Here is a 16,198-nt window from a genome sequence, read left to right on the forward strand (position 1 = left end):
TTTCAGGTTATGGCATAACCTGAAATAAGGATCAGCGCTATTTCGGGATATCGTGCAAAAAGCGGAGTGTAAGTTAGGTTTTGAGGTGTGGGGCACAAAGATTGTCCCCGCCTGCGAGAAGGCAGGCGGGGAGAGATTTGCTATTTGGCTAGTTCGAAGGTGAAGGTTATGTCGGCTAGGCCGGTGGAGAGGCCGTCGCGGTGGAAGAGGACGTCGGCGGGGTTCAGGCCTTCTACGTCGATGGAGCAATCCAGCACGCCAGGGGTTGCGACGCCCGTTGCGGTGGGGATGGTGAAGGTATCATCTCGCGTTGGCCTGGAAATCCCTCCATCCAGAAAAATGACCAGTGTTCCCTTCCCTATTGGCGGCCTCATTACCAGAGACAGATCCGCAAGAGCGCTCGGTTTTACTGCGGTGTCGGCCTCGATGTTGGGGGTAGCTACCGCCTGAGACACCCACACGGGAGCGGCGGTCTGAGACGTCAGTCGCAGGGGCGCTTTGGTGATAGTGCCCGACGCGTCAACCGTGATCTTAGCGGAGGCGGGCGCCGTTGCCTTCAGGATGGGAGCGGTGAAGCGCGCGTACAGCGTCATGGTTGGTGTGTTCGGCTCGATTGTGGTGCCGAACACCACCTCTTTACCTTCCCCATCGAACCAGCCCTCGAAGGCCACGCCGTAACGCGATGCCAGCTGCGGGTCGACCAGCGTGCTGCCTCGCGCCACCACCACGCTTTGCCACAGCGTGTAATTGGAGTTGCCGGTAGTATCGGGGATCATGAAGTTTACTGTGCAGGTGCCCTCAGGCATGCTCGTGCCACCATTGGTAACCACCAGATTGCGCTTATAGTTATCCTTCCAGTAGGCCTCCGCCGCAGTCGCATCGCCGCCATCGACGGAGAGTTTAGCCAGATCGGAGCCTGCATAGTAAGTGGTAACCTCAGTGGCATCAGCAGCAGGGGCAAACAGAGTCTCCACGCCTGAAACGCCCTGCAGCCCCGTCAGGTCAAGGGATGCTGGCAGCGAAGTTAGCGATGAGCAGCTTTCAAACATGTTAAAAACAGTAGCGACGCGGGATAAATCTCCAATAGAGAATCCCTCAGGCAGTGTCGCAAGCGTCGCGCATCTGGAGAACATGAACGAGAGATCGATCTTCTTTTCCTGGTTAGTGCTTGCTGGAATGGTAAACCCAGCCGGCAGCGAGGTTAAAGCCGCGCAACCCCCGAACATGGCTGATGCGTTAGAGAGGCCCTCTGGCAGCAAGAACGAACTCGGCAGCTGCTTTAACTTCGAGCAATTCCAGAACAGATAGTGTGCATTGTTCACCCCTTCTGGCAAGGCAAAACCTTCCGGAAGAGACTCAAGTTCGAAGTTCTCGCCGAAGATGATGACAGCCTCTTTAAGGTGCGGCGGAAGTTTGAACCCGTCAGGCAGGGTTTTGAGTTTGCACCTTCTAAACGTACCTGTCATATCGGTGACCGAATCGGGCAGCGTAAAAGTTTCCGGAAGGGCAGTGAGCGACGTGCACACATTAAACGTATGGTCGAGTGACACCGTGCCCTCGGGCACGTACACCCCATCAAGGCTTGTCAGCTTTTGCATTCCAGAGAACCAATAGTCCATGTCTCCAGACACTCCATCGTCACCACCAACAAGGAGGCCGTCACTCATCTGGACTTTTTCAACCTGCGCCCTAAACGGCGACCAGTAGCCAGTCGTTGGAGAGCTATGAGCATTGCTAGGAGTCTGGAACAGCTTCTTTATTTTCGCGCCAGGCACGGTGGCCTCAATCTTCAGGACATGGGTGTCCTGGTCGTACAACCACTGCGCTCCCTGACCCTCGGTGCCGTCGGGATTGATGGTGGGTAGCGTGCCGCCGGTTGTTTCGTAGAGTGCGTAGAGGTAGATGTCCTCGCCGAGTGTTAGCGGGAATGTGGCGGGATTCGTGCATTCCTCGTTCAGATACCAGCCTTTGAAGGTTTGGAAGGCACGGGGTGCAGCGGATGGCTCAACAGTAATGATGTTGCTTTTGTTCGCGTACAACCTCTTCCACACCGTGGGATAGGCACCCGCGTCATCGGGCAGCCTCAGGCTAGCGATGTGCTGGCGATTAGAGTCATCGGCCTTCACGATGGTGCGGTGCTGCGCGCTCCAATCCTCAATCAGGGCAATCTCTTCATTGCTCGCGGGGAAATACGTTGGCAGTGGATCGGGATCTGGCTTCAGCGATGACCCATCCTTGAACCCGAATACGTCCCATCCCTGCTTCAGATTTTTCCGCAATTCGCCGTCCGCAGGCATCTTGATGACATTCTCAAACAGATGCGCAGGGAGCGCCGTCAGTTTGGGGCAAGTATAAAACATGAATTTCATATCGGAAGCCGTCGAGGGAATTTTGAAATCCTCGGGAAGCGTCGTAAGGTTTTTACAATACGCAAACATTGAGTTAAAGTACGCCAAGTTTTCATGCAGCTTGAAGCCTTCAGGAAGAGTGTTGATACTCGTTCCGTAGAACAGGCACCAGGTTGCGTCAATTGTCGTTGGCAAAACAAAGTCATCAGGCAAAGTAGCGAGACCTGCGCAACCTTGGAGCATTCCTCCAATATCTTTTAGCTCCACCGCTCCATCAAAGAAACCCTGCGAAAGTGTTTGCAGTCCAGTATTGTAGTAAAAGAGCCAACGTGCACTGACGCAGTTCTCCGGGAAGAAGAACCCTTTGTCGATGGTTGTGAGGTTTGTCATTCTCTTGAACCATGAGGTCATATCCTGAGCTCTGACCTTGCGCTCCATGCGAAGGGAATACACGTCGTTAAGATACGGCTCCCAATATTTATCCGCTTGCACGTCGTATTTGAACCCAAGATTGGCAACCGAGCTGCCGTTTTCGCACGCGATGTGGAGGGCGCCGTCGGTGGCGATGCCCCACCAGGCGTCTTGACCCTTGGTGACATCGGGGTTTTCGGTGGGCAGGATGCCTTCGTCTGTGTCCTTACCGCCGTGCTTGGCCCACTTGGCATAGAGCGTGGTTGCTCCTGTGACGGGACGCGAGAAGTCGAATGCCTCAAGGCAATCTTCGTCAGCGAACCAGCCAATGAACCCGTAGCCGAGCTTTTGCAGCGTGCCCAGGTCGGGCACCAAACCGTCTCCCGTTGTGAACGCAGAGGCTGACGTTTCGAACACGTTCGTATCCGGATTCATCACCTTATACTCAACCGGATACAATCCCTTATCAGCTGCCCCCTCACCTGTTGTAATGAGCGTACGGTTCTGGCTGGTCCAGTCGTAGTTGAGAACGGTTTCGTTACTTCCCGCGTAGTAGGCGGGAATGCGCGCACCGCCTTCGGCAATGTCGCAGAAGAACATGTTGGCAGGATCAGTAAGCACCTCAGCTTGAAGTTCCATATCCGCAGGCAGCGACGTCAGCTGGGTACACCCCTCGAACATATTCGCATAACCTGCATCACCCCAAGTGGCTGGCTTTGTCGCTAGTACTGAGAAACCATCAGGCAGCGCAGCGAGAGAAGAGCACCCCGCGAACATATGGTTAACGTCAGTTACTTTCTGGGGAATAGTGAACCCTCTCGGAAGGGAGCGCAACTGCGGGCAGTTGTAGAACATATAATCAGAATGCTCAGTCGACTCAGGAAGCAAGAAACCATCAGGCAGCGCCACTAACGCAGTATTGGCGAACATACCCGCAGGGTTCTTGAAGCCTTCAGGCAAGCGGAAGTTTGTCGGAAGCGCCTCGAAAGGAAGGCCATTAAACATATCGCTCGCCTCCGACAGCGTCGAAGGAAGGGAGAATCCTTCAGGAAGCGCGCGCAAGTTCGTATCAGTAAACATATCCATTGCATTGGTAACGCCCTCGGGAATGGTAAATCCATCCGGCAGAGACTCCAGCGCATAGCAGTAGTAGAACAGAAACTTAGTCGAGTTCACGCCCCGGGGAATAGAGAACTCGGACACATCAGTAAGTGACTCAGCGCCCGCGAACCAACAGTTGACGTTATTTGCGCGCAACGATGGTGTCATGGAGACACGGGTAATGTTTTTGCGATAGTCCAACCAGTGACCCGAGATTTTCGACGGATCCTTCCGATGCGCAAGACTCCAGTCTAAATTATCGACTTTGCCAGCGCCGCGAAGATACAGCGTGCCATCATCGGGGAGCGACCAAGCAGCCGAGCCCGTGCCAGCCACGCAGGGCAGCGTACCACCCAATGTCCCCGGCGATAGCTTGCCGTAGATAGTGGTGTTTGCGTTGAAGAGCTTCGAGAAGTCCACCCGCTGCGTACATTCCGGATCGGTGTACCACAGGGTGAACACCATACCAGGGCGCGAGGGAACATAAGCAGGTTCGGCAAGCAGGCCGGAAGCGTCGGTATGCACAGCCGACCAGAACATTCCTTCGCCCGCTTCGCCTGCAGTTTTTATATTGAGCGTAATGGTGCTCGCGCCCTCGGGCCTATTCGCTGGCGTAATGAGGGTGCGGTTCAGCACAGACCACCACTCGTCCGATTGCCTCAGGAGTACCGAATCGTTACCAGCGTAATAGAGCGGCATTGATGTATCACTGTAAAAGATTCGCTCCGAGCTGGCGGTCTGAGGCATGCTAAATTTCTCAGGAAGTGAAGCCAGACTGTTGCAGCGCCTGAACATATAAGATGCCTCTGTGACCGTTTCGGGGATCTTAAAATCTGCTGGCAAACTGGCAAGGCTGGAACACTCTTCAAAAAGAGATGTTACATCCTGCACGTTATCAGGAAAAACAAAGTTTGAGGGTACTTCTGTAAGCGATGTCCATCCTCGGAAAAAACCAGCCATTTGCTCGACAGTTGACGGGATATGAAAACTTGCCGGAAGCCCGGTCAAATTTGGATTATAGCCAAACAAATAGCCGCAGTTTTTTATGCCTTCGGGCAAATTAAACCAATCAGGAATTGATTTAAGCGATAAACATTTATTAAATAAGGCATTTATAACTTCGATATTCTGAGGAAATGATAATTCTGCTGGAATCGAGGTAATACCCGTTTCAGCAAACATGTTGTTCGCATCTGTCACTCCATCAGGTATTTTTGCAGCCCGCGAGATATCTACCAAGTTCGGCATGCTTCGAAACCAGCACGCTGTAGATGTATCAACGGATGCGATGCCTGTCGTGTCAACAGCGGTTACCAACAAACGAACGGGTCCCCAATATTGGGTGTTCATTTCTGCGCCCTTGTAGTCCCATGCAAGGTTCGCGATCTTTTCGATGCTGTGGATGGTGAGCGTGCCGTCGCTGGAGAGCGTCCAACCAGCTTTTTCCTCATTGGTATTGGGAGAACCAGGGATGTCATTTGCCAGAGGCAAGGGTCCACCCATGGGCGAGAACTTTGAGAAGCCGTAACCTTCCCACTCTCTTTTCATATCTTCGTACGTTTCACTTCCATCTTTGGACTTGGCAGGTAGCACGATGGTTGCGCCGTCCCTGGTTGCAGGATCGAACACTGCTAGCGAAGTCGATTTCAGGGCATCAGCCAAGTGCGACAGAGAGCTGGACGCATGTATGGTTAAGATATTCGAGCATCCTTGAAAAACCTCATTTTCAACGACAGTCAATTTCGAAGGCAGCGAAAGACTACTTGCATTCACGCAGTCCAAGAATGCATGAATACCAAGACTTTCCAAATTCTCGGGAAGATTGACCTGCGTGAGGCCGGTACCTTTAAACGCCGCATATTCCACACGCTTCACCGTCGCTGGAAAGTCGAAAGATTTGAGTGCTGCACAATTGATAAAGCTCTGATCACCAACAACTTCAAGCTTTGAGTGAGCGCCAATTTCAACTGTATCCAATTTTTTACAATTGAGAAAGGCTGCACGACGCAAGATACGAAGGCTATCTGGCAGCACCACATGTGTTAGGGATGCGCAGTTACTAAAGGCGTCCGACTCCATCACCTCAAGAACAGAATCTTGTTCAACAATCACTTCTTTAAGTGCCTTGCACCTGGAGAAGGCATGTACCCCCACGGTGCGGATCGTTTTTGGCAAAACCAAACGTTCAAGATCTGACGCAGAGTGGAAAGCGCCAGGTTCCACTTCAGAGACCTCACGTAGGAGTCCTCCAATTTCATAACTTTCAGGAATACGAAAGTCGCCAACAACAAGCAAAGGGTCGATGGCACCCACAGAAAGCGTGCCATCCTCCTTAAGACAAAACTTCAAACCAGATGCTTCGTCGTATACTTTCTCGACCCACAAAGCGCGAAGCTCCAAATTATCCGTTATCGGATCATTGAAGTTCCATTTAACATCGCTACCAACAACATACCAACCTTCCAGGCCATACCCATCCCGCGAGATCGAGGGCATATCCATAGGTTTGCCTTGGGGAACAGAAAGTTGCATAGTGGCCGGATATCCACCCGCCGCGTCAAACACCACGTTATACGTAGCATCGGAGTTTTCTTGCTCCACGATGTTTTTAAGCAAGAAATCCGACCCTGAGTTTATCCAGGTCTCCTTATCACCAGCGGGAACTTGCACTTCAGTCTGAAAAGGAACAGTACGGTAGAAAGAGGTAGTAGAAAAGGTAGTAACATTGCCTAGCACATTGATGGTTTCAAGGGCTGTACAGCTGTCGAAAAGATAATCAGGTAGAGCAGTTACTCCCTGCCCTAATGTGACCTGACGCAAAGCGCAGTTGTAGAGGAACAATCCCTCACCAAGAGAAGTAACAGAATTTGGTATGGTAAGTGACTTAAGGCTCATATTTCCTGCAAGAGCATTTTGCTCCAAGGTGGTTACGCCTTCAGGAATCTCGACGTACGTCAGATTTTCGCAATTGTAGACGGCGCGATAGCCAAATGATTCAAGGCGTGAGTCTGCAGCAAACGTGAGAGAGGTTAGGTTTCCGAAATCATTGAATCCACGCTCAGCAATACGCGCGACGGAATACTCAACCCCGCTGTTGGTAACTGTGGCAGGAATCACCACATCACCCGGACCGTCCAGGTTGCGTTCGCCAATTCTTACAGCCGCTACTTCTACGGATGGGGTATCACTTGCAAGGATCGTGAAGATAAGCATCTGACCTGATGGAACGCGCTGTTGGAATGACTCGCCGGTGGTGAGTGCTGCGGTAAGAGAGATGTTGGACTCGTCCTCAAGGGAGAGATTTGCAAGAGCAGCGTCGTTGGCGGGTACTTCGTTTGAGGTCAACGTGTGGGTTTCGTTGATGTGTGGAGTGTCGTTGGTTGAGTCTTGTTCGGAGCTGGAAGAATCGGGAGTGGCAGGCACCGGAGATTCGAGTGCCTCAGGCGGCTCGGGAGCGGCCGTTACTTCTACCGTGCGGGTGGCGCGGGTTAGTTCTTGATTGTTGAGGGTGAGGGTTGCGGTGACCTCGGAGGTGCCTTCGGCTTTGGCGGTGGTGGTGCCTTGCTCGTCAACCGAGAGGGGCTTGGCGGCGTAGGAGAAGGAAAGCTCCACGGGACTCGGAGCTTCACAGGTGCCACCTTCGAAGAGGTTGGCTTGCTGGCCTACTTCGAGACTGAGGGGTTCTTCGGAAAAGGCCAGGCCGTAGGGCAGCAAGTGGTTGTTGTTGGCGAGAAGGCCTAGGTTCCAGGGGTAGGTGCCTTCTGCATTGTAGGGGCAGTAGACGGAGAGGTTGGCGCAGCTCGCGAGGGCGTCGTCGGCCACTTCGGGGGTGCCTAGGGTCACAATGCGCGTTAGTGAATCGCTAGAGGCGAAAGCTCGCGGTCCGATGAATTGTACGCTCGCAGGGAGCCAAATGTTTGTGAGGCTCGTGGCTTCGAAGGCGCGCTCGCCTATTTCGAACAGATTCCCGGAGAGTTGAATGTCAGTGAGGTTGGCACATCCTGCGAAAGCGGTTTCACCGATGATAGAGATGCTTGTAGGGAGCTTCACGCTCGTGAGTGAGCCGCGGTTGGCGAAAGCGTTGGCGGCAATGGTTGAGACGCGGTAGGAAACGCCGTTGATCTCGGCGGATGCGGGGATTTCGAGGTTGGGCATGGGGTCTTCGGCACCTTCCCAGGTGACTGAGAGGGTGTAGTCATCAAGCAGCGTGAACATGAGGCCGCTTGCAGTTTCAGCGTCGGCTTCCGGGCGTGATGTTGCGCCTGGTTCGGCAGTTTCGGCGAAGTGTTGGAAGCCGACTTGTTCCCAGACGGCTTTGCTCTCCCTTGCTGGGAGGGCAACTTTGGCAGTAGCTATGACTTCTTCGGTGAAGGCCGTCGCGTCGATCTCGCGCACATTCCCGAGTGCGGTGATTGAGGTCAGGTCTTTGCAGCCGGCGAGGGCATACTCGCCGATAGTCTCAGTCTCAGCAGGTAGCACGACGGCGTTCCCGATAGCCGGCGGGCAGGAAACGAGGGTCTTGAGGTCTTTTGAGAAAAGCATCCCATTGAGCGTGGTAAATGCGGCGCTGCCATCCCCGGCAGTGAGTGAGGAGCCCATAAGATAGCATCGGGACAATGCCTGGGCGGGAACAGTAGTAGTAGAACCGGGGATGTTGGCAGCACCCTCCATGCCCTCGGGAATGAGCAGGAGACGCGAGTAGTCTTTGGTGAAGAGCATGCCATTGTGCGAGGCGAAGGCCTCGCTCTTGGCGCTCACGGCGATTGATTTGAGAGAAGAGCAACCAGCAACTGCGTCGGGGTCCACCTCGCGCAGGGTTGCCGGGAGCGACACGGAGGTGAGTTCCGAGCACTTCGCGAACGCATCCTTCGCGATGGAAGTTACCTCGTAGGTGGAGGTACCGCTGGTGATGGATGCCGGAACCAACAAGTCGCCCTTGGGCGGTGTCGCAGCCGAACCCACAAGGGTCGCGGTTTTGGTGGTGTCGTCGATTTTGAAAACAAAACCATCGCTTACGATAGACACCGCATTGGCATCAGCCGGCAACACGACTGTGCCAGCTACCTGGCCGGACACATCAGAAGTACCCGCAGCTTGCGCAGGAGTACTTTCGTTTTTGTTTTCGTTGGAAGGTTGGTCGAGTGGGACCTGTTGGGAGAACTGAGCAGTATCACCACTCGAGTTCGAAGAATCAGTAACTTCCTCCACGCCAGAAGCGTCAGAGGTTTCCGGGGCTAGAGGCTCAGAAAGCCCCCCCCCCCCCGGAGGTTTTCGGATTCAGCAGTGCCCGCAAAAGCAGGCAGAGTACCGGTCGTCAGGGCACACGCAAGCGTCACTGCGCACGCAGCCCTGCCGAGCCGTACAGCTCGACGGTTGAAATTCATTCCCTTGTCCCTTTACTCCAAAAGCCAGTGCATTTCCCGATGCACATACCCCACAAATGCGGGATATGTTCGGCATAGTAGCACGCGACGAGGGATTGTGAAGGGCGGCGGCGCTCCCCCATCACGAGAAAGAGCGCGAGTGCCCAAGGTCATAACCGCAGGTAGAACATATTCCCCAGCCATGCTGTAGCTAATCAGCCACAAGTCCTACGAATTCACAACTTCTTCACAACTTACCCCTCTTGTCATCCTGAGTGAGCGAAGTGAGTCGAAGGATCCCGAGCGGCGATAAGCAGGAAGTCTTACGGTTGGCACCGCTCGGGATCCTTCGAATACGGCGGCTTCGCCGCCTCCGCCCAGGATGACAGGGGGGGGATGCCTGCGGTGCTTCGCAGCAAAAAAAGGGGGGGGGGGTAGCGCCTGCGGCGCTTCGCGCCTCTGCTAGGATGACAAGGGGGTTGCTTTAAGTTTTATGCCTAGGATTTCTTGACGATGACCAGGTCGTCTACGCTGATGCGAAGTTGGTCTTCGTAGGATTCGCGGTCCAGTTTGTTGGCGGAGACGTCGAGCGTGGCGCGGACGGTGGAGCCGTCAACCGCACCTTCGCGATAGGCGGCGCCGAAGTCGCGCTGCATGTCGGCGAAGAAGGTTTCGGCGGCAGCGGCGTCGGGGAAGCCCACTTCCAGCGACGACGTCTCACACAGGCCATCGCGGCCAAACGTCACCGTTTCGGTGGTGGTGCGCTGCTCATCAGCGGCGCTCGTGGTGGTATAGCGATACACCACAGTGCCGGAGAGGTCGCGCTTGTCATCGGACGTGGTTGCCCCCTTCGGGTTGGATGACCCTGAATTACCCTTGTCGTCCGAGGTGCCCTTGTTCGTTGTTGAGCCGTCTTTGGTGACGGGAACCTCCTTGTTAACCGGGTCGCCATCAGGCGTTTCCGTTTCATGCGACGCCTGGTTGTCGTCACCGGAGTTCTGCTCTGTGATCGCAGACACCCCCGGACCGGACGACAGCATGTCGAACAACCAGCTCGACTGGGACACCACAAACACTGTGCCGGCAAGGGCCACAGCACCCAGTACGCATCCCGCCGCCACCTTCAGCTTGAAGCCGCGACGATGAAGCGTCTCAGCTTCCCGCATGCTTTCCTTGATGCTGGCCGGGGGCTCGTCGAAGAGAGCACTCGACTCCGCGTCGGCGGGCGCTCCCGCCTCGCCTTCCTCAGGCGTGGGCTGGGTGATCTCGGAGGACCCGCGCGGGTGCGCATCTACGTCAGGCGACGAAGCGCTAGCGGTGGCGTTTTCCGGCGTGGCGGCGGAACCAGCAGCGGCCTCATCCTTCAAGTCTACGCCGAGCGCAGCCCCCAGGCTCTCAACGCTGAGCGCGCCATCAAACGCGGTCCCAGTTTGCGGCGCAGTGGATGCAGGTGTGGGCGACGCTTGCGTAGCCGCCGATGTCCCCGGCGCTGCGGCGGTACCGTCCGCACCCTCTTCCAGCCGCTGACGCGTAATCTCATCCAGCCGACTTTCAACCGACGCCCGCAACTCCTCCAACGAGCGGCGCCCATCGGGAAAGAGAATCTGTGCTGGAGCAGCCAGCGAGCGCTCCACCAACTCGGGCTCGACCGCATGCTTGCCACGCACGGCAGCATGGGCCGGAACGCTAGAACTTTTCGCCGGCACCACCATACCAGCACACGGCGATTCCGCCGCCTGAGCAGGCACTACTGCCTGCGCACTTGGATTTTCCACCGGTGTGGGTGCCGCCACGGACACCTCTGCCGTCGGCACACCGCGCACAGATTCGGGAAGCACAATCGGCTGCGTCGACTCAGGCGAAGATGCGACCGGAGCTGGCTCGGCAGGTTCCACCAGATCAACGGTTTCTGCAAGGCGCGCCAGCACCTCTCCCGGCGGCGACACTGCCAACGCGGGCCACTCCACCAAATCAGCCAGGTTCGCAGAAGGAGCCGCTGACGACGCGACAAACGCCTCAGAAGGCACCGCAGACAACGCCTCAGCAGGCGCTCCAGAAGCCGGCACCGGCTTAGCCGGCACAACAACTTCCTCATGCCACACGGGCTGTTCGGCATAAACCGCCTCTGGCACTTCAGCAACCGGAGCAGGCGCCGCCACTTCATCCGCAGCGCTCGACGGTGCCACAACGGGCCAGCCTGCCTCGAGCGGAAGCTCAAACACATGCTCAACCAGGGCTTCCTTGCTCACATACGGATGCGGCGCGAACTCTTCCACCGGCGCATTTGGGTATGCTTGCGCGAGGGGTGGCGTTTCGACCCCCTCTTCAGCAGAGATGCCCTGCGGCTCCCCCGAGCGCGTTTCAACGGCGCTCTGCTCGACTTCGCCACCACCGTCGGAAAGCCCATCCACAAACGCGAACAGGCTCTCCAACGATAGCGATCCGTCGCCGGTGCTCGACATACGCTCACTTTCTCCGAACTCGCAGCCGTGCCAGCCCTGTGTATCCCGTTTTCTGGCGCACGACAATCTTCGTCAAGCATAGCAAAGAAACTCGTGCTCGTACTTAAAATGGCGAATATATCCACCATTTAAGGGCGGCAGTGTACGTAAGCACCCCTCTCTTAGACTGCTCTGTTCAGCCAGCAGCGACGCACCACCCAGTACCCCTCGGCCGAACGCGCCACGCGGTATCCCAAAAGTTCAAGCACTTGGCACACCGCATCGATGCGTGCCATGCTGCTGTCCCAAAGCAGCCAGTCCTCTTCGGAGAATTCCGCGAAACGTCGGCGTGTCTGATCTTCGCCGTAGCCATAGCGGCGCGCCATGTCATCGAGCACCGCCTGGTAATCGTCCAAAAGCTGAGCTACGGCCGCCTCTGCCCCCTTTCTTCCCATGCGGGACCTTCCCCCTAAGCCTCGCTCCGCCGAAGGCCGGCCCCCCGAAGCACGGCACGTATTCGGCTTTTGCCGCTCGTCTGATCCCATGTCGTTTCCTTTCTCCTCAGAGGTAAATACCCATCCCCTCGATGGGACATCACCGATTGTCACACGTGAAACGTTATCGCTGTTGACAGTTCGATAGGAAGCATGACCAAGCTCCTTTTCGGACGTTTATGCTGATCAAACCCCTCATCAACCCACCCTTGACACCGTACGCGCGTTCTTATATAGTGGGCGAACAAACATTCTCGCGAACATTTGATCTGGCGAACGGGCGTGCGCATGGAACTTATCGAAAAACTTGAGGTTCTCGCTGATGCAGCAAAGTATGACGTAGCGTGTACTTCATCCGGCATCGACCGCGACGCGAGTCGCGGCAAACTCGGCAGCGCGGTGGCGGCCGGCTGCTGCCACAGTTTCTCGGCCGACGGGCGCTGCATAACGCTGCTCAAGGTGCTCATGACCAACGTATGTGTCTACGACTGCGCCTATTGCGTGAACCGCTCGTCAAACGAAGTGAAACGCGCGGCCTTCTCGCCGCGCGAGCTGGCCGACCTCACCATCGCGTTTTACCGTCGCAACTACATTGAGGGCCTCTTCCTCAGTTCCGGCGTTATTAAGAACCCCGACTATACCACCGAGCTGATGATACAAACGCTTTCTCTTCTGCGCGAAGAACACGGTTTTCGCGGCTACATCCACGCGAAGGCCGTACCCGGCACCTCACCTGAATTAGTTGAGCGCCTGGGGCATCTGGCCGATCGTTTGAGCGTGAATATGGAACTACCCTCGCAGGCTAGCCTGCGCTTACTTGCGCCCGAAAAGGACAAACAACATATTCTGGCGCCTATGCGGCAAATCCGCGACAGCATTGCGGTGGACAAAGACACACGCGCGCTCATGCGTAAGGAAACTACCTACATGAAACAGGTGCGGCCCAAGAGAAAGGAGCGCGCGTTCGCACCCGCCGGGCAGTCCACCCAAATGATTGTGGGAGCAACACCTGAAAGCGACTTCCACATATTGAATTTGTCGGCGGCGCTCTACCGCACGCTGTCTCTCAAACGCGTGTTTTTTAGCGCCTATACGCCGGTGAATGATGATGCGCGCCTGCCGGGTACCGATGCTATTCAGCTAAACCGTGAACACCGTCTCTACCAGGCGGACTGGCTGCTACGTTTCTACCGTTTTGATGTGACCGAAATCATCGACGAAGAGCATCCATTCTTGGACACCGAGGTGGACCCAAAAGCAAACTGGGCGCTGAACAATCTGGACTTTTTTCCGGTGGAGGTGAACAAGGCACCGCTTGAGGCACTTCTGCGCGTGCCTGGCATTGGCGTGCGCGGCGCACATTCCATTATCCGAGCGCGACGCGCCACCACGCTTGGCGAGCGCGAACTGCGCAAGTTGGGCATTGCATACAAACGCGCCCGTTTCTTCATCACCTGCAATGGCACCTATGCGGGGCAAGGCGTTGACTTCTCGCGCGAAGGCTTACGCGCGCAGCTGGCCGCGCCGCCGAAGGGCGGCAATCATGGTCGACGCGCCGACAAAGCCTGCCCCGGCCAGATGAGCCTCTTCGAAAGTGTGGAGACCCCCGAGAAAGCGCGCATTGCGGGCGGGGTAAGCAGCGCGGAGGGTGGGCGTTTGCTCGGCGGCGCGGGGGCGGACAGGAGTGTGCAACGCGGCGAGAAATGCGGGAGTGTGAGCACGCACGGAGAGAAGCTGTCGGGGCCGCAGAGCTTACTCGCGCCCGCTGCTCCCTCTGATGGCACGTTCGGCTGGCAGAGGGCCTTAGAGGAACCCCAGGCGGCTTGTGCATGAGCGAGAGTGGGAGCAGTTCGGTGAAAGGAGTGCGCGAAAGGAAGAAAGGCGTGCCGGAAGCTGTGCGGGAGGAAAAGAAGGGTGCAACCGCCGTTGCACACGAAGAGCCGCTTGTTGACGTGGCTTATGTGCATGATGGTTCGCTTGAGGGTTTGCTTTCAGCCGTGTTCGAGGCATATGCCCGCCACGAGGATCCGCAGGATATTGTGCGCGACGGCCAGCTACAGCCGCGCCTCGGACAGACAGTGCGTTTCATTGAGACCGACATGGAGCGCGCTCTGCGGGTACAGCGCGGCGTCAAGCGGGCGGGCGGACACGGTGCCTATGATGCTGTGGTGCGGGCATCGCTTTCCGACGACCCGGAGGCGGGCACCATTGTGTACCGGTTCATTCGCTATGCGATGGCGGCCAATCGTCCACACGACTGCACAGGATGTCGCAAGCGCCGCTCGTGCGCTGGCCCGGTGGACAGCGGCGGGCCAGCCTCCGTTGGCTGCACGGGTAAGGCTTCCGGAAGCGTACTGGGTGACCTGGCGCACCCTGCTGTGGCTCCCTTGCACCGCCTCGTGCGCGCCGTCGGCAACGAGCGCCACCGCATGATTCAGTTTTTGCGTTTCGAGCACTTGGAGAACGGGGTGTGGCTCGCGCGCTGCAACCCCTCTGCGTCGGTGGTGCCCCTGCTCATGGACTACTTTAGCGCGCGGTTCAACATTCAGCCGTTCATCATCTACGATGAGGTGCATAACCTCGCAGGCGTGTACGAAGGTCGCGAGTGGTATCTCGTGCGCACTGATCAGCTGAACGTGCCCGACCGCGCCGCCGACGAACAACTCATGCAAGCAGCCTGGAAACGGTTTTATCGCACCGTAGCCGTTGAAGCACGCTACAACCCCGAACTCCGCCGCCAGTTCATGCCCAAGCGCCTGTGGAAAAACATCGTCGAGATGCACGAAGACCTCCCCGGCACCGACCTCGCCCCACCAACCACCACCCCCGAACGCCTCTGGCGAGGGTAGATGTGACGCGCCGGAACTCTTAAACACCCGTAAGATCAAAGGGTGGGATGAAGCTTTCTTCGGCGGCACCGCCTTCTTGCCAAAAGTAGTCTTCCACGCCCAGTTCATCGGCGAAATCGAGCAAACGCTCGTAGTCTTCATCAGGTACACGATGAGCCAACTCGGGGTTCTCGACCAGCGCGATCTGCGCACGCTTGTTGCCCGCAGCGGCCGCATCAACCAACACGGGCGTGTACTGATTCATCAGCGAAAGCAACACCTGCCGCCCGTAGCGTTCATGCACCAGACGCACGATGCGCTTGGAGTCCTCCAGCGCCCCCGGCAGCATCAAGTGACGCACCACCGTACCGCGTACGAGACGCGGCAGGCCGTCCACCTCGTCAAACACCGGTTCGCCCGTCTGCGCCACCATCTCATCAAGCGCCGCGAGCGCCACTTCAGGGTAGTCGGGTGCCTGCGAATAACGCGCAGCCAAGCACGCGTCAGCATACTTGAAGTCAGTCAGATAGACGTCCACCGTACTCGCATTCGCCCGCACGGCTTCCACGGTTTCGTAGCCCGACGTGTTCCACACCACCGGAACCGTCAACCCGCGCTCGCGCGCCTGCGCCACTGCCACCCGCGCTTCACATGCGTAATGGGTGGGCGTCACAAAGTTCACGTTGAGCGCGCCCTGTGCTTCCAGCTCCAGACACATCTCCGCAAGTCGCTCTACCGTGACCGCACGGCCCGCTTCACCAGCGGCGATAACCGCATTCTGACAATACACACACCGCAGCGGACAGTGCGCAAAGAAGATCGTTCCACTGCCGCGTTCCCCGCTGATTGGCGGTTCTTCCCAAAAATGCAGGGCCGCGCGCGCCACCACCAGGGTGTCGCCAGCCCCACAAACCCCTCGCTCCCCCGCCGCGCGATTAACCCCGCACCCTCGCGGACACACGTCACAAGAAGTAAGTTGATTACTTTGCATACAGCCACCGACCCCCAAAACAAGCCACACATATCGCCCTATCTGGCGAAACACCCCTTTTGTCATCCTGAGCGGAGCGCCGTAGGCGCGTAGTCGAAGGATCCCGTGAGGCGCCAGCAGGAAGATTCCCAGTTGACACCACACGGGATCCTTCGACTCCGGCACTACGCGCCTCCGCTCAGGATGACAAGAAGGGGGCGTCTTCCAGTGCTCTACTTGGA

Annotated in this window: 6 protein-coding genes; 2 read left to right on the forward strand and 4 right to left on the reverse strand. The window is 56.9% G+C overall.

Annotated features, from left to right (window positions below; translation table 11 throughout):
* Positions 1 to 140: 140 nt before the first annotated feature.
* The 3 genes from QNJ86_RS09125 to QNJ86_RS09135 all read right to left on the reverse strand — a co-directional run bounded on the left by QNJ86_RS09125 (position 141) and on the right by QNJ86_RS09135 (position 12,119).
* Complete coding sequence (locus QNJ86_RS09125; RefSeq protein ID WP_283832301.1) at positions 141 to 9,068, reverse strand: leucine-rich repeat protein; 8,928 nt, start codon at positions 9,066 to 9,068, stop codon at positions 141 to 143.
* 652 nt (positions 9,069 to 9,720) lie between these two features.
* Positions 9,721 to 11,685: a hypothetical protein gene (locus QNJ86_RS09130; protein WP_283832302.1), complete on the reverse strand. Its 1,965-nt coding sequence runs from the start codon at positions 11,683 to 11,685 to the stop codon at positions 9,721 to 9,723.
* 161 nt (positions 11,686 to 11,846) lie between these two features.
* Positions 11,847 to 12,119, reverse strand: coding sequence for a hypothetical protein (locus QNJ86_RS09135; RefSeq protein WP_283832303.1), 273 nt, complete (start codon positions 12,117 to 12,119; stop codon positions 11,847 to 11,849).
* A gap of 327 nt (positions 12,120 to 12,446) precedes the next feature.
* Here QNJ86_RS09135 and QNJ86_RS09140 point away from each other — a divergent pair, with 327 nt between their 5' ends.
* Positions 12,447 to 13,991: a putative DNA modification/repair radical SAM protein gene (locus QNJ86_RS09140; protein WP_283832304.1), complete on the forward strand. Its 1,545-nt coding sequence runs from the start codon at positions 12,447 to 12,449 to the stop codon at positions 13,989 to 13,991.
* A gap of 50 nt (positions 13,992 to 14,041) precedes the next feature.
* On the forward strand, positions 14,042 to 15,007 hold the full coding sequence (locus QNJ86_RS09145) for a TIGR03915 family putative DNA repair protein (RefSeq protein ID WP_283832305.1): 966 nt from the start codon (positions 14,042 to 14,044) through the stop codon (positions 15,005 to 15,007).
* Positions 15,008 to 15,026: 19 nt separating this feature from the next.
* Here QNJ86_RS09145 and QNJ86_RS09150 read toward each other — a convergent pair whose 3' ends face one another.
* Entirely contained in the window at positions 15,027 to 16,043 is a 1,017-nt protein-coding gene (locus tag QNJ86_RS09150; RefSeq protein ID WP_347278123.1) for a radical SAM protein, read from the reverse strand.
* Between the last annotated feature and the right edge of the window lie 155 nt (positions 16,044 to 16,198).

The organism is Gordonibacter faecis, assembly GCF_030077735.1.
Lineage (GTDB): Bacteria > Actinomycetota > Coriobacteriia > Coriobacteriales > Eggerthellaceae > Gordonibacter > Gordonibacter faecis.

Coding starts and splice junctions, on each gene's coding strand:
- QNJ86_RS09140 (WP_283832304.1), top strand. CDS start 12,447: ATGGAACTTATCGAAAAACTTGAGGTTCTCGCTGATGCAGCAAAGTAT.
- QNJ86_RS09130 (WP_283832302.1), bottom strand. CDS start 11,685: ATGTCGAGCACCGGCGACGGATCGCTATCGTTGGAGAGCCTGTTCGCG.
- QNJ86_RS09150 (WP_347278123.1), bottom strand. CDS start 16,043: ATGACAAAAGGGGTGTTTCGCCAGATAGGGCGATATGTGTGGCTTGTT.
- QNJ86_RS09135 (WP_283832303.1), bottom strand. CDS start 12,119: ATGGGAAGAAAGGGGGCAGAGGCGGCCGTAGCTCAGCTTTTGGACGAT.